The following is a 22,301-nucleotide window of genomic DNA, read 5'->3' on the forward strand; positions in this document are numbered from 1 at the left end:
ATACGTGAGCGAGAAACGACGAATGCAAGCTTATTGGTGGAGTGGCTATGGCGCATGTATTTCCGCGCTGCTGATTAGTAAAAACGAGGAAACAGCCTGGAAATGATAACAACCCTCACAAATCTGCTCAAGCAAGCGAATTTGTGAGGGGCACTTTCAGTCGTTTTCTCTGTTTCTGGCTTTGTTGCTAATCCACCGCAATCTTCACAGACACGGTCTGTACGGGGACATCATAAAAGGGATCTTCTCGTCGGCCTAAAAAGTCTTGGGCTTGTTGAGGGAAGAGGGCGTACATCAGCACGTCTTCTTCGCTTTTGGCATACTCAGCGATTTCTTCCCGGAAGGCTGGCAGTTGTGGCGCCAGTAGATCAGCTGGTCTAACGGTGATCACTTCGGCATCTCCGATGATTGTTTCTTTGATTTCGTCGCTGATGGGTGCTGGCGATTGACCGTAAAGTCCTTTGACGTAATCTTTGATCTCACTTGGGACAAGTTTGTAACGTTCTCCTGAAATCACATTCATCAAGGCTTGGGTACCGACCATTTGCGACAATGGGGTCACTAGTGGCGGATAGCCCAAGTCCGCTCTGACTTTTGGTACTTCTGCTAGAACTTCTTCATACTTGTCTTGCAATCCTTGTTCCGTCAATTGGCTGAGTAGGTTTGACAACATGCCGCCAGGTACTTGATAGATCAAGGTTTTAGGTTCGATATCTTTGACTTTCGGGTTCAGTAGTCCTTCTTCGCGGAAACGATCACGAACGGGATTGAAGTGTTCCGCGATCTCAGTGACTTTTTGCAGATCAAGTCCCGTAGTAAAGCCGCAATCTTCTAAGGCGATTGCCACAGATTCGGTTGCTGGCTGACTGGTGCCGCCAGCAAAAGAGGAGATGGCGGTATCAATGATGTCTGCACCGGCTTCCGCAACTTTCAAGTAAGTCATCTCAGCGATGCCGCTGGTGGCATGGGTATGGACTTCTAGCGGTAGATCGACGGCATCTTTGATTCGGCTGACCAGCTCGTAGCCGGTTTGCGGCGTCAAAACGCCGGCCATATCTTTGATACAGATGGAATCGGCGCCGAGGTTTGCCATTTTGTTGGCAAGGTCAACGAAGTAATCCACGGTATGGATTTGGCTAGTAGTATAAGAGATTGCCGTTTGACAGTGTCCACCGGCTGCTTTTGTGGCGCGGATGGCGGTTTCTAAATTGCGAACATCATTTAAGGCGTCAAACAAACGAAGAATGTCGATGCCGTTTTCGACCGATTTGGTCACAAAGTCAGCAACGACGTCATCGGCATAGTTTTTGTACCCTAAGAGATTTTGTCCCCGTAAGAGCATTTGCAATTTGGTATTTTTCACTTCTTTGCGGATCGCCCGCAATCTTTCCCATGGGTCTTCATTTAAAAAACGCAGACAAGCATCGAAGGTCGCGCCGCCCCACATTTCAAGGGCATGATAGCCTGCTTGATCCATGGTTTTTAAAATCGGCAGCATATCACTGGTAGGCATTCGCGTGGCGATCAGACTTTGTTGGCCGTCCCGCAAGACGGTTTCGGTAAATTGGATTTTTTTCATTCTTTCACTCTTTCCTGAATGATTTTACGGATCTGCTGCTGCATATCTGCTACGCTATGAGTTCTAGAACGGCCACAAACTTTGGCATCTTGTTCACAGACGTAGCAGCTTCTTGCCGGCAGACCGATTTCGGTGCGGCTGATAGGTAAAAGCTGGTCTTGGTTTTTGGCTAAGACATCCAGATCCACCAATCGACCATAAGGATGATGGGTCTCAATCTGAACCATCATTCGTTTTAGTTCATAAGGATCTGTGGGCAGTACGAGATAATATTCCGGTCCAGTTTCCAAACTACGGTAGAGGTTTGCCAGTGGAATCAGTTCCTTGACGGCCTCTTCGATTTCCGTAATGAGTTCTTCAAAAACGGCGGTCAATGGGGCAGAATTTTTCACGGGACCGGGAATATTCATGGTGGCAACAAGCAATGCTGCTTTTTCATCCGCAGCGAGAAGCTCCCGTTGAAGGGAGCTTCTATTTTCTCGCGCCTGCAGCATATCGGTTAGCGTCACAGGGTTTCCTGAAAATAGGGCATCAGACATTTTTGACCACATCAATGATCGTGCCATCGCGGTATTCGATCAAAGCGACGGTTTTTTCCCCGTACTTGATTGGTTCGGGTTGACCGACAATGCTGTAGGCTTTTTCTTTTAGCTCTTCAATGGTGTGTTGGGGAATATCCAATGCTTCAAAATGGCTGATCAGGTCTTCGCGAGCAGGGTTGATGGCGATCCCGATTTCCGTAACGACGACATCAATACTGGCGCCTGGCGTGACGATCGTGTTGACGGTATCGACGATCGTTGGGATCCGTCCCCGCACAAGAGGAGCAATCACTAAGCTCATTTTGCACGCCATACTGGTATCTGAGTGGCCGCCAGAGGCACCGCGGATCACACCGTCAGAACCGGTGATGACATTGATGTTGAAATCCGTGTCGACTTCCAGTGCGGAAAGAATGGCGGTATCCAATTGATTGATAAACGCCCCTTTGCTTAACGGTGAGGCATACATATTGGCATCGATCTCGTAATGATTGGCGTTTTTCCCTAGCGATTGCGCGGAAGGATGATCAAAGTCTTGGACATCGATCAGTTTTTCCACTAATCCTTCTTCTAACAGTTCCACCATGGCATTGGTAATGCCGCCGAGGGCAAAGCTGGCTTTGATCTCATCTTTGATCATCGCTTCGCGTAAAAAACGAGAAACGGCTAATGCGGCACCGCCTGTTCCGGTTTGGAAGGAGAAGCCTTGTTGGTAGTAAGGCGAGCTCGTGATGACCTTGGCTGCATACTCAGCAATCAGCAATTCCTTTGGATTTTTGGTAAAGCGGGTCGCACCTTTTGCGATCCCTGCAGGATCACCGATGGCGTCGACTTCCACGACATAATCGACATCCGTTTGGGGAATGCTGATTGGGGTATTTGGAAACGGCACAAGGGTGTCGGTGATGATCACGACTTGGTCGGCGTATTTTGCATCGACCATCGCATAGCCCAATGAGCCGCAAGTTGCTTTTCCGACGGTACCATTGGCATTGCCATACGCATCTGAGCTAGGCGCCCCTAAGAAGGCGACATCGATGTGGATATCGCCGGCGGCAATCGCACGAGCCCGACCGCCATGAGAACGGATAATGACTGGAGCATCCATAATGCCTTCGGAGATTGCGGCACCGACTTTGTCCCGCAGTCCGCTGGAGGTGATATTGGTCACGACGCCAGATTTGATATGTCCGATCAATGGTTCATGGACATTCGCGATGGAACTAGGGGCAATCGCAAGATTCTTGATACCCATTTTTGCGATCTCGTCCAAAACGAGATTCATGATAAAATCCCCTTCGCGAAAATGATGGTGGAAGGAGATCGTCATGCCGTCCGTTAACCCTGTTTTTTCAATGGCTTCACGAATACTGCCCAAGACCTTGCTTTTGCCTGGCAGGACTGGCTCGATCTTGCGACTCGCTTCTTTGTAGGCATGGATATTGGCTGTTTCATTTTCAAAGACCCCGTATTGGGTGGCATAGCATTCAGGGATGTCTTTTCCTGCTTTGTTTAACACCATAATTACACTTCCTCCTCGGTAATCAATTTCGCTGCTTTGGCAAGGGCGATCACGCGTTCCGCTCGCTCAACGATTGGTTTATCGACCATTTTGCCATTCAAGGAGATCACACCAGAGCCTTTGCTTTCGGCTTCGCGAATGGCCCAGATCACTTCTTTGGCCTGCTGGATCTCGGCTTTTGAAGGCGCATAGATCCCATTGACTAGGGGAATCTGCCGTGGATTGATCACTGATTTTCCGTCAAAACCAAGCTGTTTGATGCGGGTCGTTTCAGCGATAAAGCCATCTGTATCATTGATATCAGAAAAGACAGTATCGATGGCGGCGATTCCCGCAGCTCTAGCTGCATGCAAGATCATACTGCGGGCAAACAACAATTCTTGCCCATCTGGGTAGCGACGAGTCTTCATATTGGTGACATAATCTTCTGCCCCTAAAGCGATCCCGATCAAGCGCTCGGAAGCTGTGGCGATGTCTCGGGCATTTAAAACGCCTTCGGCCGACTCGATGGCAGCCATCATTTTGGTGGTTCCTACCGGTAGATCATTGTCTTCTTCTACTTGTGTGATCACAGTGGCAACGTCAATGATGTCTTGGGCGGTTTCGGTTTTCGGTAGACGAATGACGTTGACCCCCGCTAGGACCATCGCTTCGATATCAAGGGCACCCACCGTGTCGAGGCCGTTGATGCGTACGACGGTTTCGATGGCAGAATAGTCAAAGGTTTTTAAGGCAAAATGCACCAGTGTCCGAGCGGAGTCTTTTTCATTCAAGGAGACTGCATCTTCTAAATCAAACATGACGGAATCGGCGCCATACAATGGTGCATCTCGTAGCATGGCAGCGTTAGCTCCTGGTACAAACATCATCGTTCTTCTTAAACGTTCCATGTGTCGATCTCCTTCCAAGCATACTGTTCTTGTTCGGCTGCCCGATGAACGGCGGTCAGAGTTCGGGCTTTGATGGTACAGTCCAATGCGCCTTTATCGGTGGCGGTGATTTTGGCCTGGGTCACGCCTAGATGGTTCAGTGTCTCAAGGATGACGGCGCGAATTTGTTTGCCGAATTGTTTTTCGACACTGCTATCGAGGGTCAGCTCGATGGTTTGGGTTGTGTTAGGCTCGATCGCGATCAAGATATCACTGGATTCAACAGAGCCAGCAACCGCACTTTTTTTGATTTCCACTTATTATCACCTCTAAATATAGTTATGCTGCATTAAAAATGAGAACGTTGTTTCTGGCAAAAATTGCTGCAAGGAAGGTAAATCTCTTTCTGCAATCGCTTTCCGAACTTTAGTAGCCGAAACGGTTGATTGGTTGATCTTCAGACGGTCAATCACGATCAGTTTAAGCTCGGGAGAAAAAACGGCAGCCATTGCCTCATTGTAGAGTTGGGTCACGGGTGAGTAAGGCTCTGAGCCCACAAAACGCGTAGTGATCGCCAACAGCGGAGCAATTTTTTCTTTGAAGAGGGTCGCATCAAAGGCGGCTTGTTTTTTGGCGATCGCCTCAGGTGCTTGCTCTTTCAAGAAATAACTGGGAAAGACCGCCGAAGAGACGAGATAGTTGTTGGTTGGCAGTACCGTTACATTTGGCAGGTGAGCCACGCCCTCCGTCACCATCTGCAGCCGTTCACTGGCAGAAAATTGTGAGCGGTCTTCTGACAAAACGAACACATAAACTTGCTCTTTTTGACTCGCAGCTGTTTCAACTAAGTACAAATGTCCCTTGGTAAAAGGATTGGCGTTCATCACGATTGCGCCGTTGTTTTGTCCGATTCGCTGCCGTTGCAGTTGTTGGGCATAGCTTTCATAAGAAGGAACGCCTTGTTCCATGAACAAGATGTCTTGCGCAGCCAGCACTTCACGAAACCCGAGAGATTCAAAAAACAGACGATTTTTCGGTGCTGTATAGACGAAGGACTTGGTATAGCCCTCGTCTTTGATATGATCGCTCAGGTGCGAAATCAATTGCGTTAACAGCTGTTCGGAGCGTTTTTTTTCACAGACCACCACATACTTGATGATATTGGCATAGCAAGAAGCAGTAGCAATCAAGGTTTGCTGGTCAAAAATGCCCACGGTATAGGCTACTTCTTCACCGACGGCTAAGCCAGCATGAGTGATCAATTTTTGCCATTGCAAAAAGACTTCCGGATCTTTTTGCAGCCAGATTCTTTTTAAGGTATACATACAATGCCTTCTTTATTTTTTTACTGGAAAGAGCTTCGACAAAAGCAAGGATGCGAAGTAGATGATCAGGATCACGACAAAGACGCCGCCCCAACCGAATAACAACAATTCAAATGAAGTCAGTAAATCTTGACTCATAATTTTCCTCTCCTTTCTAGTGACCTAAGCAATCAGTGCTAGCAGTAAGCCACCGGCGATGACCGAAGCAATCTGTCCTGAAACGTTGGCACCGGCTGCATGCATTAAGATAAAGTTTTGCGGATCTTCATCTGTCGCCATTTTTTGGATGACCCGGCTAGACATTGGAAACGCAGAGATACCAGCTGCACCGATCATTGGGTTGATTTTTTCTTTACGGAACAAGTTCAGCACTTTCGCAAACAACACGCCGCCGACGGAGTCCATAATGAAGGCAACCAGCCCTAAACCAATAACCATCAATGTATCGACTTGTAAAAATTCTTCATATTGCATTTTCACAGAAATTGATAAACCTAGGAGGATACTGATGATATTCACCAGTTCGTTTTGAGCAGTGATGGACAAACGATCCAATACACCACATTCCCGCAAGAGATTTCCGAACATCAAAAATCCGACCAATGGCAATGAAACAGGAGCAATCAACCCTGCTACGATCGAGATCACGATTGGGAACAAAATTTTTGCCGTTTGCGAAACTTCTCCGGCACGATACGTCATACGGATTTTTCGTTCATGCTTGGTCGTCACTGCTTTGATGGCTACCGGTTGAATGATCGGTACTAGCGCCATGTAAGAATAAGCTGCCACCATGATCGCACCCATATATTTCGAGTTCAGCGTATTTGCGACAAAAATCGACGTTGGTCCGTCAGCGGCACCGATGATCCCGATGGAAGCCGCGTCGTTTAAATCAAAGCCAAGCAGCACGGCAACGATGATCGTAAAGAAGATCCCGAATTGTGCAGCAGCGCCAAACAACAGAAGAAATGGATTTTGCAGCAATGGACCGAAGTCGATCATGGCGCCAATCCCGATAAACAAAAGTAAAGGGAACAATTCAGTTGAGATCCCCATATCAAACAATACTTGGAACGGGCCAGCTTCTCCACCAGCACTTAACACACCTGAGTTCGGGAAGTTCACTAACAACGTGCCCAATCCCATAGGGACTAACAAGGTTGGTTCATATTCTTTCTTGATCCCCAAATACATCAATAGACCACCGATGAACATCATAACGATCCGTCCCGGCTCTGATCCTAACCCGACTACACCTTCAATTAACGTTTCCACTACGTCACTTCCTTTTCAATAAATTAGCCGATCGTAATCAGCAGTTCTCCTGGGTTGACCATATCGCCCGCATTGACTGCAATGGCAACCACGGTTCCGGCTTTTGGTGCCACGATCTCATTTTCCATCTTCATGGCTTCTAAAATCATCAATGACTGATTTTCTTGTACAGTATCACCTACATTGACCAAGAGACGTAAAATCGTTCCCGGCATCGGAGAATGAATCGGCTCGCCGTCAGCAGGGAGCGTAGCTGGCGCTGGCTGTGGTGCGGCTTCTGGTTCTGGTGTGCTGACTGGCTCTGGTTGAGCAGGTACCGCTGCGGGAGCCGGTGTTGGCACTGCTGGGGCAGGAGCGGTAGTTTGCGGCGCACCGATTTCTTCCATTTCGACAAGATATTCTTGCCCATCGATTGCTATTTTAAATTTACGTAACATGTTTTTCCCTCACTTGTTTTCATTTTTTTTGGCTATTTTTTTGATTGTGAACTGAGAATCAGGCAGCTCTCCGGCGGCAATACTGGCGGCTATCAGGGTGACTCGCTTAAATTCAGGATTGCGTTTCTCAATTCTACGAATGACAAACTGACTTTTAGGGTAACACTCGGCACCTAGTGCGGCGGCTATCAGACTGACTAGTGGATAGTCTTCTACTGGCGCCGGCTGATAGCTCGACATTTCTTGCCAAACAGATGCGGGTGGATCCGCTATCATTTCCCTTGGCTTCAGAGTAGGACTGACAGGCGCATCTGGTTCATCATGCGTTTTTTTGAACAATCTTTTAATAAGATTCATGGGCTTCTCCTTTCTCAATGATTCGTTCTCTTTCATTATAGAAACTCCTGTTCAATCAGCGAGAATTATTTCAGCTCAAAATTGTTTTTTCAGTGTTCCTTTTTTGAGAAAAGAGTGAAAAACCGATATAAACGTTGTTTTATCAAGGTTTTTCTTGCGTTAATATTCTGTTAAGAACTTTTTAAACGAAAAATAAGATTTGAAAAGAGAAATTGTTTTTTTGCTGTTCTTTTTGTAAACGGGTCTTTTTTTCTAATTCTTGATTGTTTATTCTTAGACGTGTAAAGCATTCAATAACATTATTTCCTTTAAGAAAAGAAAAATTTTCACAAACTAGTGGCGCTTGTCACTAATAAATTACGGGCCTGTAATTTTTTTAAAAATGTTTTTTGATAACGCTTACACATTTCGATGCATGAAAGGAAGAAGAAAATGTTCTTAACAATTTTGTCCTATGCCATGATTATTGTCTTCATGTTTGTCATCATGAAGAAAAAAATGTCACCCTTTACATCCTTAGTAATTATCCCATTACTATTTACCCTCGTTGCGATGGTTGCCGGTGTTTCCGAAAAAGGCAACATCGGAGATTTTGTTCTTGAGGGAATCTCCACTACAGCCAACACAGGGATCATGTTGCTGTTTGCGATTTTGTACTTTTCCATTATGTTGGATGCCGGTTTATTTGATCCAATAACGAAAAAAATGATTTATTTTGCCAAAGGCGATCCGATGAAAGTCTTGATGGCAACGGCAGTCGTTGCCGCTGCAGTCTCTTTGAACGGTGATGGAACGACCACTACCTTGATCTGCTGTTCTGCGTTTATTCCCATCTACAAGAAGCTGAATATGAAAATGATGAACCTTGGTGTCTTGATCATTTTGCAAAACACCATCATGAACTTATTGCCATGGGGCGGACCGACTGCTCGGGCAATGGCGGTGTTGGAAGTTGATGCGGATATTCTTTCTTATTTGTTGCCAGGAATGATTTTGTCTCTGTTATATGTGATTTTCTTCGTAGCTCGCAGAATGGGGATCCAAGAACGGAAACGTTTAGGGGTTACGGAACTGACGAACGATGAGATTTTAGAAATGACGACTGTGACTGATCCTGATACATTAGCGATCCGTCGTCCGAAAAACTTTGTCTTCAATGGTATCTTAACGATCGTCTTGATTGGCTGGTTAGTAGCAAGCTCCTTTATTTCTAGTATCGCTTTACCACCAATCTTGTTATTCCTTGTAGGTACTTGTATCGCATTGATGGTCAACTACCCAATTTTGAAAGATCAATCGTCACGGATCGGTGCCAACGGCGGCGACGCTGTGCAAGTCGTAATTTTAGTTTTTGCAGCGGGCGTCTTCATGGGCTTGTTCCAAGGCTCAGGGATGGCAACGGCTTTGGCGAATAGCTTCACGCAAATCATCCCTAAACAATTGGCCGGTTTCTGGGGGTTAGTTATCGCCCTGATTTCCGCACCAGGAACCTTCTTTATTTCCAATGACGGGTTTTACTTTGGGGTCCTGCCGGTCTTAGCAGAAGCAGGTCGCTCGTATGGCTTCACCAATATGCAGATGGCCTTGGCGTCCTTAATGGGCCAAGCATTCCACTTGTTAAGTCCATTGGTTGCCTTCATCTACTTGCTATTGCGCTTGACGGGCTTAGATATGGGGCAATGGCAAAAAGAAGCGGCGAAATACGCACTGGGAATTTTCGTGATCTTCGTCGTTACGATCGTACTATTAGGCCACATGCCGTTTTATATTCCACAGTAATTTCATACAGAAACTATCGAGCAGGCTGCCATTTTGCTCGGTAGTTTTCCTTGTTTATCGATATATCTATTTTTTCCCAAAAATCTCATTTGTTTTTAGTATGATAGGAGTAAATCATGAATCCAATTATTGATGCAGTAAATAAAAATCTGGATCTGACCAAAAATAAACCATTAAAAGATTTGATCTATGAAGCGTTCAAAAAAACCATCATTTTAGGAGACATTCCCGCAGGCTCTCGCATCAATGAGAAAGAATTTTCCGATACGTTAAACATCAGCCGGACCCCAATTCGTTACGCCATGACTCAGCTGGTGGCTGAAAAACTCGTGGAGCATGTGCCAAAAATCGGCATCGTTGTAAAAGGGATCAGTATCAAAGATGCCTATGAGATTTATGATATCCGTAAATCATTGGATACGTTGGCGACTATCAAAGCAATGGCCTTGATGAGTGAGGAAGATTTCCGGGAGATGCGCTGCTTGTTAGAACATGGCGAACAGCTGAATCGTGAGGATGATGTGGATGGGGTCTTGAAAAACTTTTCTGACTTCAATGCGTTTATTTACGAAAAAAGCCAGATGCTGCGGTTAAAAAGTATCGTGCTGGATCTGCAAGCGTACCTCGTGTATTTCCGCGACATTGCGATTCGCTCTTCTAGAAGAAGGGATGCGGCATTGGCGGAACATTGGCTGATTTATCGCGGCATGAGAACCAATGACACGGAACAGATCACGTTGTTGACCCATGAACATTTGGATCATTCCCTGCAATTTATTCTTGCTGAAATGGAGCGAAGAAAAATTGACTGATTCCCGTCTTTTTACCGCCAGCAACTATGCAGTCAATGCGCTGCATTATGAGGTAGTGTTAGCTCCCAAGCCTGGTTTAGTAGATCCTTGCTCATCCGGTGCGCATCAGGACATGAATGTGTTTACCTTTATCAATAGTATCACTTGTTTGGCGCCGTTTTTTCAGCGCTATAGCCAAGCCGGTTTCGCCCATACAGGTGCCCTGATCCAGCTGTTTGACCAGTTACGAGGCATCGGTCAAGAAGCAGAAGAAGCGATGCTTCAGGCAACCAAAGGCATCAATACCCACAAAGGGGCGAATTTTTCCTTTGCGATTTTGTTGGGGGCAACAGGAGTCTATTATCAACAAAATGGCAAGGCGGAGCTGACGGCTGAAGATACCAATCAGATCCTGCAGCTTGCCGCTGATATCTGCCAGCATTTGGTCAAGCAAGACTTGCAGCAAATCGCCCACAAAGACCAGTTGTCTTACGGAGAAAAAAATTATTTGACCTACGGCACGATGGGGATTCGTGGAGAAGCTGCAGCTGGGTATCCAACGGTCAAAAAACTGCTGGAGTACTTGCGGCAGCAACCACAAAAAACCTCCGTTTCCTTGTTGCGCGGGTTGGTCTATCTAATGAGTGAAACCGAAGACAGCAACCTCGTCCACCGAGGCGGCTACGAGGCGATGAAGACCGTGCAGCAGGAGATGCAAAAAATTCACCAAGCCAATCTGTCGGATACAGACTTGCTTCGTGAATTAACGACCTATGATCAAGTATTGATTGCACGCCATTTGAGTCCCGGCGGCTCGGCGGATCTTTTAGCCTTGGCCCTTTATTTCTTGCAGCTAGAAGGCGTCTCCTTCTGGTAAAAAGGTATAGCCGATCCCCCAAACGGTTTTCAAAAAACGGGCTTGCTTCGGCTCATCTTCAATTTTGTTTCGCAGATGATTGATAAAAACCATCACGGTATTGGCATCGAATTGGCCATCTTGCCAAACATTGCTGTAAATCTGTTCTTTCGAGAACACTTGATCCGGATTTTCCATGAAAAAGCGCATCAGCATGATTTCTTTTGAAGACAACTTGATGGGCTGATCATTTTTGAAAAACTGATAGCGTTTTTGGTCAAAACGAAACATGCCGCTGCACAGATCTCCTTCCGGTTTAGCGATCCCTTTTTCTCGCAGCACGTTGCGGCGATCTAGAATCGAAACGATTTGTGCTTTTAAGAGTGCCGGTGAAAAAGGCTTCGTAATGTAGTGATCGGCGCCGATCTCATAGCCGTTGATCATGTCTTTTTCGTCACTTTTTCCGCTCAAAAAAACGATCGGCACCGTGGGGTTTTCTTCCCGAATCAGTTGTGCCAAATGATAGCCGTCATTTTCATGCTCCAAACTGATATCCAGTAAAAAAAGATCAAAGCTGACACGAGAGTTGATCGCAATCGTTTTTTCAACGGAATCAGTCTGGTAGATCAAAATGCCTGTCGACTGTAAAGATTTCCAAATCAGCCGCCGAATAGCAGGGTCATCATCAACGATTAAAATTTTTTCATCTCGCAAAATATCCGCCTCCTGTATCAATAGTATTATAGTAAATATGAAAGGGGTTTACAATGAAACCGCCATCAAAGTTTTGGCTGTATTTAAGCGTGGTCGCTACCTTATTCATTACATTGATTGGACTTATTTTTACCTTTACAAGTTATAAAAGCGCACAAAGACAAGCTGAAACCGTCGGGTTGCGGCAGTTAGAAACGGTCAACCAAGCGGCGATCAAGCTGATCAGCCGTAGTATCGAATCGTACCACATGGCTCTTGCCAATTATGCCGATGACCACCTCGAAGGAGCCGCCTTGGCTGACTTGCAGCGGCCCTTAACGTTACCAGTGATCAATTCCGCGAACAATGCCATGGTCGGATTGTTTTTGATCGACCAACAAGGTCAAGTCATCACTCAAAATACCGCAACGTCTATCAATAAACCACAAGATCCAACGATGCAGGAGCTGTTATTTAAAGACCCATCCTTAGACAAAGTATTGGCGGGACGGCAGGTACAAAATGGGCAAGTCTATTTCGATGGTAAAGAGGCCTATCTAAATGTGTATCAGTCCCTAACCCTTGACGACAAAGAAGCGGTTCTTGTGATGCCTTTGAATCTACAGCGCATGTATCATCATGAATTTACCACCGATCGCAATGTCTCCGGCTATACGATGGTCAAAAACGCCGATATGCGGATCGTTATGCACCCATCGGACGAACAAATTGGTTTTTCCATCGTTGAGAGCCGTAAAAAAGAATTTCCAGAGCTGGATTTCACCGATCTTGAGCGCTTGGAGCAAGAACAAATCGACAATGAAGCAGGCACCTCTGTCTATTATTCTTATTGGTGGAATGAAGAAACACTGCAAAAAGTGCTGAAATTGGCTGCTTATCAATGGATCACCATCGGCGACAGTCGGCTGATCGTCGCTAGCAATGCCGATTTTTTGGAGCAAAGCGGTCTCTTTTTACAAGACAACTTGATTTTGATCGGCCTGTTGGGTTTGTTGTTTGTCATTATGATCTTATTGACGGTCCTGATCAAAAACTACATGAAACGCAATCAAGCCTATGTCGAAAACCAAGCATTGAAAGAACGACAACGGCTACTAAAAGAAAAGCACGAAATCGAAAAAAACATTTTGCAAGAATCAAAACTGGAAACCATTGGCTTGCTAACGACCTCAATCGTCCATGACCTAAACAACTTTTTGACGCCAATGATTGGTCATCTGCAATTACTGATCGAGGAAAACCAACACGATGAAGTCTTAGTGGAGGACTTGCAAGAAGTCTGCAAAGCGGCGGAAAAAGGCAAAGAGTTAGCCAGCAATGTGCTGCGTTTTTCGAAACTCGAAAGTGCCGATAAAACTGTGCAGTCGATCGCTACTACCTTGACAGAAGCCATCGATACTATGCGCTCGCTATTGCCAAAAGCCTTTTCCCTTACGTATGATATCCAAGAAGCGGGATATGCCGTCTACGAGAAAATCGATCTGCAAGTGATCATTTACAATTTGTTGATGAATGTGTACCAAGCAAATGCCGATTGCAGCATTCGATTGAGTCGCAGTTCGACAACAACCGCCAACTTTCCGTTTCGTAAGCAAGCATTCCCAGCGCAACAGGAATTTGCTTTGATCGAAATTGCCGACAACGGTCCCGGCATACCAGAAGCGATCCAAGAAAAAATCTTTACCCGCTTCTTCACGACCAAGAGTGCCACTGGCGGTACTGGTCTAGGACTCTTTACTGTCTCTTCAATCGTGGAAAAAAACGACTGGTTGATCGATGTTACGAGTACGCCTAAAGGAACCACCTTTTATATTGGTATTCCTCTAACTGATCCCGAAAAAGCCACTGAAACCAACTGATCCGACGGGGTGGTTTCAGTGGTCTTTTTCTTGGGCATGCTGGAAGGCATTGATTTTTTGCAGGACTAGTAAGACGAGTACCAAAACAAAGATCGCTAAAGCAAAAAATAGGGCATCGTTCGCCATGCCTTGCGTCAATAATAACTCGCGCAAAATCGCAGTGATACTGATCAAAATCAAGTAACGGACGGGAATATGGTGTCCGTCCTTCATATACCGCAGCAACATCAAAATGATTTCTAACAAAATGAATAACGTGGCAATTTCTTCAATCAAAAAGGACAGGTGGGGCGCTTCACTTAAAGGAAAGAGCGTCGTGCTGATCATAAAAATCGCTTTTCCCATAAAAATCAAGACGACAACGACTAAGATCGCTAACATGCTATCAATGCAGATACTAATCACTCGCTCGAACATTCGGGTCAATTTTTCCATTTGCCACTCCATTTCTGCTTTTTCTTTTATTATACAAAAGAAGGCGCAGGACAAAGGGAAAAGAACAGTGAAAGAACAATCGCGGCCATATCTTTTTACCCGCGAGCTTAACGGTCATTCTATGGGCATGTCTTTTGTGATAGCTTTCAATAGCAGAAAGTAGTGAGGAAAATATAATATCTTTTTTCAAAAAAATTAGGAAATAATGAGAATCGATAGTTAAAATATACACAAATTATTACGAGACACTTAGTTTCTTTTTTTGTTACAATGGTTAAATAAAATAGAACGCTGTTGAAATGTTGCTTAAACAATGTTTTTATCGCTATCGAATAGAAAAATAGTCCGATCGCAAGATGTTTACCATTGTTAATAAAGTAACAAGTTGAGCGGGGTTCGCAAGAAAAATGCTTTTTTTCTCATCATATATGACGGGGATCAGTGAGGAGAAAAGAGCAAGAAAAACGGAGGGAAACAAATGAAAAAAAGTGGATGGTCAAAATGGGTGATTGGGGCAGCCTCATTATTGTTGCTTAGTGCATGTGGTGCCGATGGCGGAACAAAAGCCAGCAGCAGTGCGGCAAGCTCTTCTTCAGAAAGTGAAGTCACTTCAGGTGCTTCCCAACAAGAGTATACCGATCCAGCAGAGTTAAAAGATCAATATGATATCGTTATCGTTGGTGCTGGCGGTGCAGGGATGGCAGCAGCCTTATCGGCTAAAGATGCTGGAATGAATCCAGTCATTTTAGAAAAAATGCCGATCGCAGGCGGAAATACCTTGAAATCTTCTGGCGGAATGAACGCATCAGAAACCAAATTCCAAGAAGCCCAAGGCATTGAAGATTCGAATGAACAATTTTTTGAAGATACCCTTAAAGGTGGTAAAGGAACCAACGATCAAGAATTGCTACATTATTTAGTAGACAACTCTGCTTCAGCGATTGATTGGTTGGATTCAATGGGGATCACTTTAGACAATATCAGTTATAGCGGCGGTGCCAGTGTGAAACGGATCCATCGCCCTCACGACGGTTCAGCAGTCGGTACGTATTTGGTGGATGGCCTGTTAAGAAACATTCATGAGCAAGAAATTCCTTTGTTTGTAAATGCTGATGTGACAAAAATCAATGAAACAGACGGCAAAGTCACTGGCGTCAACGTGAAAATCAATGGCGAAGAAAAAGAAATCGCTGGTGATGCAGTGGTTGTTACTACTGGTGGTTTTGGCTCCAACAAAGAACTGATCGAAAAATATCGTCCAGATCTGAAAGGCTATGTCAGCACGACTTCTGAAGGAAGTACAGGCGATGGCATCAAGATGATCGAAGAATTAGGCGGCGCAACGGTTGATATGGATCAAATCCAAGTCCATCCAACAGTGGTTCAAGATACAGGGATGTTGATCAGTGAAACCGTTCGTGGAGAAGGCGCCATTTTGGTGAACCAACAAGGGGAACGTTTCTACAATGAATTAGAAACCCGCGACAATGTTTCAGCTGCCATTACGGATCTGCCAGAAAGCTATGCCTACTTGATTTTTGACAATGCGTTAGCAGGTAGAGCCAAACAAGTCGATTACTACAAAGAACAAGGTGTAGTGGTAGAAGCTGACACCATCGAAGCGTTAGCTGAAAAAATTGATGTTGATCCAGCAACCTTGAAGAAAACTTTAGATACATGGAACCAAGCAGTGGCAGACAAAGCCGACAAAGATTTCGGTCGTGAAACGGCGATGGACTATGATTTGACGGAAGGGCCATTCTATGCGATTCAAATCGCACCTGGGATCCACCATACAATGGGCGGCGTCAAGATCAATACGAAGACCCAAGTGTTGAAAGAAGATGGCACACCAATCACTGGCTTGTATGCAGCAGGTGAAGTGACCGGCGGTATCCACGGACAAAATCGAATCGGCGGCAATGCTGTAGCCGACATTATGGTCTTTGGTCGCCAAGCAGGCGCGCAATCCTCTGACTATGTGAAAGAAAACGGGAAATAAGCGGCTGTTTTTTCCTGAAAAAGATGGTATATAAAGAAAGAAACTTGGAACGAATCCTCTTAAGTGATTAGGAGAATCGTTTCAAGTTTTTTTGTATTTCTCACTGAAAGGACGGAAAACTAGTCATTATAATCTTATAATGATTAGGTCATTTATTATACATATATAAACAAACTATTTTTAAATGGAGAGGTTGCTTTTCACTGAATCGGAATCAATGAATAAACGGATAAGTTTGGTTTATTCGATGATAAAAAATTTTAGGAGGCAGAGTATGAAAAACGCATTGGTAAAATGGTCGGTCGGGGTGGCAATCTTACTTGGAGGGACCTTGTTCTTCACGGGGAAACAAGTATTTGCTCATGGTTATGTGGAATCACCTGTCAGTCGGGGCTATCAAGGGTCTTTGGATCGCAATACGTTAGGGTGGAGCGCTGCGTTTGAAAAATATGGCAATGTCATTTCAAACCCACAATCATTGGAAACTAAAAAAGGCTTTCCAGAAGCAGGACCAGTAGATGGTCGTATCGCTTCAGCAGATGGTGGACTCGGACAAATCGGGGACTTTGTTCTTGATGAACAAGGAACCAATCGTTGGACCAAACAAGACATCAATCAAGGACCATTGCGGGTCAATTGGCATTATACAGCGCCTCACAAGACCACAAAATGGCATTACTATATCACGAAACCAGGTTGGGATCAAAACGCGCCACTTTCAAGAGATAGCTTGGAATTGATCGCTACTGTGAATCACGATGGTTCGGCTGCCAGCAATAGCCCAAGCCATACCATTACTATTCCAGAAAATCGTCTCGGTTACCATGTCATTTTAGCGGTCTGGGATGTTGCAGATACGCCAAATGCCTTTTATAACGTGATCGACGTTAACGTTTCTGGTTCAACAGTCATTCCCGAAAAACCAGCAGCACCAGCAAATGTCCGCTCAGAACGAGTGACTAGCAGCACGGTGGCTTTAGCATGGAACGGTCAAGCCGATGCGAAAGAATACAACGTGTATCGCGATGGTGCCTTAGTGGCAACGACGACTGAGCCAACTTTTACCGACACACAATTAAAAGCCAACACAACCTATAGCTATCAAGTAGAAGCAGTTGGCTTTACTGCGTTAGTTTCAGAAAAAAGTGCTGCAGTGAAAGTGACTACCTCAGCAGATAATCAAGTCGAAACACCTTCGACACCAGGCAACCTGCACCAAATGAGCGTGACAGACAGCAGCGTGTCCTTAATGTGGCAAGCATCGACTCATACAAATGGGATCGCTGGATATGACGTTTACCGCAATGGCGTCAAAATCGCTACAGCCACAGGGACAACCTATGAAGACACGAATCTAGCAGCGGATACAACCTACAATTACCAAATCAAAGCAATCAGCAAAACGGGCGAACAATCCGCTTTCAGTAACCAGCTGAGCGTGAAAACCAATGCCAAAGAAGAAACGGAAACACCTGGAGGCGGGGAGTCAGAATACCGTGTGTGGAAACTAGGTACATTCTCGGCACCAGAAGTGTATACAAGTGGTGAAATCGTGAGCCATAAAGGCAGCAATTATGTCGTGATTAACACCCACTCAAATTACGGGGACACCACTTGGTCTCCTGATCAAGCCCCAACCTTGTTTAAGAAGCTGTAAACCTTGAATGAATCAGTAAAGCAAGAGCAGTGCGGAGGCACTGCTCTTTTTGGCTCTTTTATGAGGAAATGGCTGAATCTTTGTTCGATTCGTGCAACGAATTGGACGAATTCGTTTGATGAATGCAAAAAAGTGCTGCTATGCGTCATGCGTAGCAGCACTTTTTTTTTGTTTTAGATCAAGAATAGAAGAAACGGATCAAAATCCCGCCTAAAATTAGCACAATCGCACCGCATAAACGGTTGGCCATTTGGGCAAAAGCAATCATTTCCATTCTATCAGAGGCAGACAATACAGCGATATTACCTGTTCCCCCCATCGAGTTGTTGATCATACCGGCGCCAATTGCGGTTTCAACGGGATACATCCCCAATACCATCCCGAAGAACCAGCTGGCAGCCCCCATAGATACGACACTGGTTAGGCAAAGCACGACAAATTGCCAAGTAAAGGCAGAGGCCAATGTTGACAGATCGATCAATGCCAAACCAATCCCCGCCAAGACCGCATGGGTCAAATTCGTCATCACAACATTGTTGAACATCACCACAGAATCTTCGAGTTTCTTAGGGACAATGTTCAAGGCTTTTAGAATAAAGACAATCACGATCATAAAGGCATACTCGTGAATTTTAGGGAAAAAGTCGCTTAAAATCGCACCAACGACCAACAGTGAGAAGGAAAACAGCATCCCGACCCCGATTTGTTGGGCATCAAGTGTTATTTTTGGTTTTTCTAATTCTTCTTTCGTGGCATTGATCAGGGTGCCATGGCCATTGTATTTGGTTTTAGCAAAGGCCTTAGCGATAAATAAAGCACCAATAATGGCAAGAATATTCCCGAAAGTAACTGCTGGCGCTAATTGAGAAAAGATGGCGGCTTGATTGCCGTTTGCCAAGCCATCGGCATAAATTTGTGAAAGTGGGGTGATTCCCGCACCCATCCCGCCAGACATCATTGGTAGAGATACGTACATCACCGAATCAGCAAAGCCATTGCCTAGCAGCATACCGACAAGGCCGACGGAGAAAAAGCCTACTACCATGGTGATCAAAGCAACAGGAATGAATTTCGTAGAAGCTTTCACCAACAAATTGCGGTTCATACCTAAAATCGAGCCGCAAATCAAAGCGGCAATATAGAAATCAAGAAAACCAAAACCGCCCCCCATGAAGTCACTGACCGCGTCAATGACTTTCGTGGGAACGAGATGGAAGGAGGCTAAAAGGGTGGCACCAAGCAGGGTAAAAACTGACCCACCGCCAAGATAAGAATTCATGATTGGGAGTTTTTCCCCAATGAAATACAGCAGGTGTCCTAAGGCAACCAGTAAAATGGTGATCCCAACCATATTTAATGGCAACTTGTCTAAGGCAATCGCACTGAATATGACAACCATGAAAAAGAGATACAAGGGAAGACTAATTCCCGAAATCGTCATCGTTTTTAATTTATTCATTTTTCAGACCTTCCTAGTATGTTGGATACCATTTAAGATTTTGGACAGCTTTTGCCATATCGGTTTCTTGCGCTTGGGCTAGTCCTTGTTCTTGGGCTTTATTGGCAACTGCTTCAGCCACTTTGATAGAAACGTCCGCAACGTATTCAAATGGTGGGAGAACAGGTGCACCGGGTTGGCTCAAATCAACCAAACCACTTAATGAGTGAGCAGCGGCACCAATCATTTCGTCGGTCAAGAGAGAGGCTTCTGAAGCCAACATACCTAACCCTAGACCAGGATAGATCAAGGCGTTGTTTGCTTGACCGATTTGGTAGTCGACTCCTTTGTATTGGATCGTTCCTGAAGGGACACCGGTTGCCACAAAGGCTTTTCCATCAGACCATTCGATTACTTGTTCAGCCGTTGCTTCTAATTTTTTGGTTGGATTAGAGATAGGGAAAATCACTGGACGAGCAGTGTTTTCACACATCGCTTCCACCACTTCTTTGGTAAAGGCACCCGCATTGGTTGAAGTACCGACCAAAATCGTTGGTTTTGCGACTTTAATGACATTGATCAATTGCGTCATATCGCCAGCATTGGCAAAGTCAGCCCGTTTTTTGGCAAATGGTTTTTGTGCAGGAGTCAAATCGGACATATCATCGAACAAAAGCCCTTGTTTGTCAACCATAAAGAAATGATTGTAGGCTTCTTCTTCTGAAAGACCTTCGCTGACCATTTCCGCATGGACTCGACTGGCAATCCCAGCACCAGCGGAACCACCGCCATAACATAAGTAGACTTGATCCGTTAATTTTTCACCTGTAATATCTAATGCGCCGAAGATACCACCCAGTACAACGATTCCCGTTCCTTGGATGTCATCGTTAAAAGTTGGAATTGTTTGTTTGTATTTGTCCAAAATCGTTGCAGCATTTGAACGGCCAAAGTCTTCCCAATGCAAGTAAAGTTTAGGGAACAATGATTCTGCCGTTTGAACAAATTGATCGATGAATTGGTAGTAAGCGTCACCGTAGACACGTTCTTGACGATTGCCTAGATACAAATGATCCTCTAACAATTCTTTGCGGTTGGTACCGGCATCGATCACGATTGGTAAAACAGAAGCAGGGTCGATCCCAGCAGCTGCTGTATAAATCATCAATTTACCGACAGAAATATCAACACCTTGGACACCCCAGTCACCAATCCCAAGAATTCCTTCAGCGTCAGTGGCTACGATCAAGCGAATGTCCCGATCGCCAGCGGCGTTTTTCAACGTTTCTTCGATGTTTTCTGGATGGTTGATATCTAAATATGCTGCATATTGAGGATCAACGAATAGGCGGCTATAATTTTCAATGGTATCAGCAATCGTTGGATCGTAGACGATCGGATTGAATTCAACGATATGTTGGTTGAACAAATAGTAGAACAATGTCCGATTGGTATTAAAGATCTCCATTAAAAAGTGACGTTTTTCAATGTCTGATTCTTTGGTGACATATTGCAAATAGGCTTGTTCTGCTTGTTCTTCGATCGTTTGCACGTGTGGGGGCAATAAACCGATCAATCCTAGTTCTTTTCGTTCTTCTTGTGTAAACGCGGTTCCTTTGTTTAAAAATGGGTTGTTTAAAATGTCATGTGCTTTCATTATGTTCCTCCAATGGATATATTTTGAGTACTCGTTCATTTCCATTAGCTACTTTAATCCTCGGACAGAATTATAGTCAACTATCGGTGGTATAATAAAAATTATTTATAACAAAGCCGATGCGAGCTTGAATCGGCTAAGGGAGAAATCAGACGATGAACATACGAGATTTAGAATACTTTAACGCTTTGGCAGATATGCTTTCTTTTACCCAAGTGGCGCATAAATTTGCGGTCAGTCAACCAACCGTCAGCTACGCTGTCAAACGCTTGGAAGAGCATTATGGTTGTGATTTGATCGTGCGAGAAGCCTCGCATCGCTCCATCTCATTGACCACGGAAGGGGAAATTTTGAAAGCTCATGCACAGTATATCTTAGACGAATTTGTGACCTTGGACCGAGCCATCGACCATGCTAAAAACAACCGGACCCACATCGGTTTGCCGCCGATCATTCGTTCCAAAGTTTTTTCGAAACTCTTAGATGAAAAAGAGATCATCCGCTTTATTTCGAAATTTCACTTGGTATCTGGGGGATCCAATGAATTGCTTTCAAAACTATTATCAGGAAAAATCGATTTTAGCTTGCTGGGCAGTGTCAATCCCCTCGTCCACCCGAATCTGCAGGTGAAATTATTGCATCAGCAAGAGTTTTTTATTTTTGTGTCAAAAGAAAATCCATTAGCTAAGAAAAAGGAAATCTCATTTGAAGAAGCTGCCGAATATCCCTTTATCCTATTGGAAAAAGGCTATACCCACATGCGCGCCTTTCAGAATTTAAGTGAGAAATCAAAGAAGAAACCCGAAGTCCCCTTTTATTTTTCAGACGTCCAGACGATTGGCCAGCTGGTCAGTTCCAATATCGGCATTACCTTGATGACGGAATTTCCCGTGTTTCAAGAAATGGAAGGCTTAGTGAAAATACCGCTGATCCCTGAAGATAAGGAGATCTTTTATATTCAATATGCTTACTTAAAGAGTGCGATGTTGAATCAAGAAGTTCAGAAGTTGATTAGGATCTTGGATGAGCTGTCTTGGGAGGATGAAGGGTGAAGAATGGGTATTTTTTGAGGTAAGGTCAGAGAAAAAATGGACGTTTGGGGAGGGGTAACCGTCCTAACTTGGAGAAGTATTTGGTTCACTAATGGTGTTTCAGAATCAGGGAGAACTACTACCAGTATCAAAAGAGGACTTTGGTTTGACAC

The 22,301-nt window shown here is 44.8% G+C and carries 21 protein-coding genes; 7 read left to right on the plus strand and 14 right to left on the minus strand.

Going from position 1 to position 22,301, the window contains the following annotated elements:
- Nucleotides 1–187: 187 nt before the first annotated feature.
- From IAE45_RS15715 to IAE45_RS15755, 10 genes are read right to left on the minus strand one after another with little or no spacing between them, the layout of a single operon-like run.
- Nucleotides 188–1,579: an oxaloacetate decarboxylase subunit alpha gene (locus IAE45_RS15715; protein WP_200127233.1), complete on the minus strand. Its 1,392-nt coding sequence runs from the start codon at nt 1,577–1,579 to the stop codon at nt 188–190.
- On the minus strand, nt 1,576–2,130 hold the full coding sequence (gene citX, locus IAE45_RS15720; RefSeq protein WP_077454176.1) for a citrate lyase holo-[acyl-carrier protein] synthase: 555 nt from the start codon (nt 2,128–2,130) through the stop codon (nt 1,576–1,578). Before citX ends, IAE45_RS15715 begins: the two co-directional genes overlap by 4 nt.
- Nucleotides 2,111–3,643 (minus strand): citrate lyase subunit alpha, encoded by a 1,533-nt coding sequence (gene citF / locus IAE45_RS15725; RefSeq protein ID WP_200127231.1) that lies wholly within the window; start codon nt 3,641–3,643, stop codon nt 2,111–2,113. The genes citX and citF overlap by 20 nt, the downstream gene beginning before the upstream one ends.
- Before the next feature lie 2 nt (nt 3,644–3,645).
- Complete coding sequence (gene citE, locus IAE45_RS15730) at nt 3,646–4,533, minus strand: citrate (pro-3S)-lyase subunit beta (RefSeq protein WP_086291492.1); 888 nt, start codon at nt 4,531–4,533, stop codon at nt 3,646–3,648.
- Entirely contained in the window at nt 4,521–4,829 is a 309-nt protein-coding gene (gene citD, locus IAE45_RS15735) for a citrate lyase acyl carrier protein (protein ID WP_200127229.1), read from the minus strand. Before citD ends, citE begins: the two co-directional genes overlap by 13 nt.
- Before the next feature lie 12 nt (nt 4,830–4,841).
- Nucleotides 4,842–5,837, minus strand: coding sequence for a [citrate (pro-3S)-lyase] ligase (gene citC / locus IAE45_RS15740; protein ID WP_200127227.1), 996 nt, complete (start codon nt 5,835–5,837; stop codon nt 4,842–4,844).
- A gap of 12 nt (nt 5,838–5,849) precedes the next feature.
- Complete coding sequence (locus IAE45_RS19235; RefSeq protein ID WP_008381833.1) at nt 5,850–5,975, minus strand: OadG-related small transporter subunit; 126 nt, start codon at nt 5,973–5,975, stop codon at nt 5,850–5,852.
- 24 nt (nt 5,976–5,999) lie between these two features.
- Complete coding sequence (locus IAE45_RS15745) at nt 6,000–7,115, minus strand: sodium ion-translocating decarboxylase subunit beta (protein ID WP_081119350.1); 1,116 nt, start codon at nt 7,113–7,115, stop codon at nt 6,000–6,002.
- Nucleotides 7,116–7,138: 23 nt separating this feature from the next.
- Entirely contained in the window at nt 7,139–7,552 is a 414-nt protein-coding gene (locus tag IAE45_RS15750; RefSeq protein WP_081119349.1) for an acetyl-CoA carboxylase biotin carboxyl carrier protein subunit, read from the minus strand.
- Between the two features lie 9 nt (nt 7,553–7,561).
- Nucleotides 7,562–7,945 carry a hypothetical protein gene (locus IAE45_RS15755; RefSeq protein ID WP_200127225.1) on the minus strand — a complete coding sequence of 128 codons (384 nt, stop codon included), beginning with the start codon at nt 7,943–7,945 and terminating at the stop codon, nt 7,562–7,564.
- 396 nt (nt 7,946–8,341) lie between these two features.
- On the opposite strand from IAE45_RS15755, the gene IAE45_RS15760 reads away from it, so the two are divergent.
- The 3 genes from IAE45_RS15760 to citG all read left to right on the plus strand — a co-directional run bounded on the left by IAE45_RS15760 (nt 8,342) and on the right by citG (nt 11,356).
- A complete protein-coding gene (locus tag IAE45_RS15760; RefSeq protein WP_034872423.1) occupies nt 8,342–9,688 on the plus strand; it encodes a CitMHS family transporter in 1,347 nt (448 codons plus the stop codon).
- 116 nt (nt 9,689–9,804) lie between these two features.
- Nucleotides 9,805–10,500 carry a GntR family transcriptional regulator gene (locus tag IAE45_RS15765; protein WP_005233081.1) on the plus strand — a complete coding sequence of 232 codons (696 nt, stop codon included), beginning with the start codon at nt 9,805–9,807 and terminating at the stop codon, nt 10,498–10,500.
- Entirely contained in the window at nt 10,493–11,356 is an 864-nt protein-coding gene (gene citG, locus IAE45_RS15770) for a triphosphoribosyl-dephospho-CoA synthase CitG (protein WP_233619108.1), read from the plus strand. Before IAE45_RS15765 ends, citG begins: the two co-directional genes overlap by 8 nt.
- Here the strand turns inward: citG and IAE45_RS15775 are convergent.
- Nucleotides 11,333–12,049 (minus strand): response regulator transcription factor, encoded by a 717-nt coding sequence (locus tag IAE45_RS15775; RefSeq protein WP_008381846.1) that lies wholly within the window; start codon nt 12,047–12,049, stop codon nt 11,333–11,335. The genes citG and IAE45_RS15775 overlap by 24 nt on opposite strands.
- Nucleotides 12,050–12,102: 53 nt before the next feature.
- Here IAE45_RS15775 and IAE45_RS15780 point away from each other — a divergent pair, with 53 nt between their 5' ends.
- The gene (locus tag IAE45_RS15780; protein WP_200127221.1) at nt 12,103–13,908 is read left to right on the plus strand and encodes a sensor histidine kinase; all 1,806 of its coding nucleotides are present in this window, start codon (nt 12,103–12,105) and stop codon (nt 13,906–13,908) included.
- Nucleotides 13,909–13,923: 15 nt separating this feature from the next.
- Here the strand turns inward: IAE45_RS15780 and IAE45_RS15785 are convergent, their stop codons facing one another.
- A complete protein-coding gene (locus tag IAE45_RS15785; RefSeq protein ID WP_008381850.1) occupies nt 13,924–14,343 on the minus strand; it encodes a phosphate-starvation-inducible PsiE family protein in 420 nt (139 codons plus the stop codon).
- Between the two features lie 478 nt (nt 14,344–14,821).
- Here IAE45_RS15785 and IAE45_RS15790 point away from each other — a divergent pair, with 478 nt between their 5' ends.
- Together IAE45_RS15790 and IAE45_RS15795 are read left to right on the plus strand one after the other, a co-directional pair.
- Entirely contained in the window at nt 14,822–16,345 is a 1,524-nt protein-coding gene (locus IAE45_RS15790) for a flavocytochrome c (protein ID WP_005233089.1), read from the plus strand.
- A 274-nt stretch (nt 16,346–16,619) separates the two neighbouring features.
- The gene (locus tag IAE45_RS15795; protein ID WP_200127219.1) at nt 16,620–18,002 is read left to right on the plus strand and encodes a lytic polysaccharide monooxygenase; all 1,383 of its coding nucleotides are present in this window, start codon (nt 16,620–16,622) and stop codon (nt 18,000–18,002) included.
- A gap of 178 nt (nt 18,003–18,180) precedes the next feature.
- Here IAE45_RS15795 and IAE45_RS15800 read toward each other — a convergent pair whose 3' ends face one another.
- Both IAE45_RS15800 and IAE45_RS15805 read right to left on the minus strand, forming a co-directional pair.
- Nucleotides 18,181–19,461, minus strand: a complete 1,281-nt coding sequence (locus IAE45_RS15800) for a 2-hydroxycarboxylate transporter family protein (protein WP_005230514.1) — start codon at nt 19,459–19,461, stop codon at nt 18,181–18,183.
- A 13-nt stretch (nt 19,462–19,474) separates the two neighbouring features.
- A complete protein-coding gene (locus tag IAE45_RS15805; protein WP_288362584.1) occupies nt 19,475–21,136 on the minus strand; it encodes a malolactic enzyme in 1,662 nt (553 codons plus the stop codon).
- Between the two features lie 116 nt (nt 21,137–21,252).
- On the opposite strand from IAE45_RS15805, the gene IAE45_RS15810 reads away from it, so the two are divergent.
- Nucleotides 21,253–22,149: a LysR family transcriptional regulator gene (locus IAE45_RS15810; protein WP_081119342.1), complete on the plus strand. Its 897-nt coding sequence runs from the start codon at nt 21,253–21,255 to the stop codon at nt 22,147–22,149.
- Nucleotides 22,150–22,301 lie beyond the last annotated feature (152 nt).

This window comes from Enterococcus sp. S53 (assembly GCF_016516865.1).
GTDB classification, from domain to species: domain Bacteria; phylum Bacillota; class Bacilli; order Lactobacillales; family Enterococcaceae; genus Enterococcus_D; species Enterococcus_D innesii.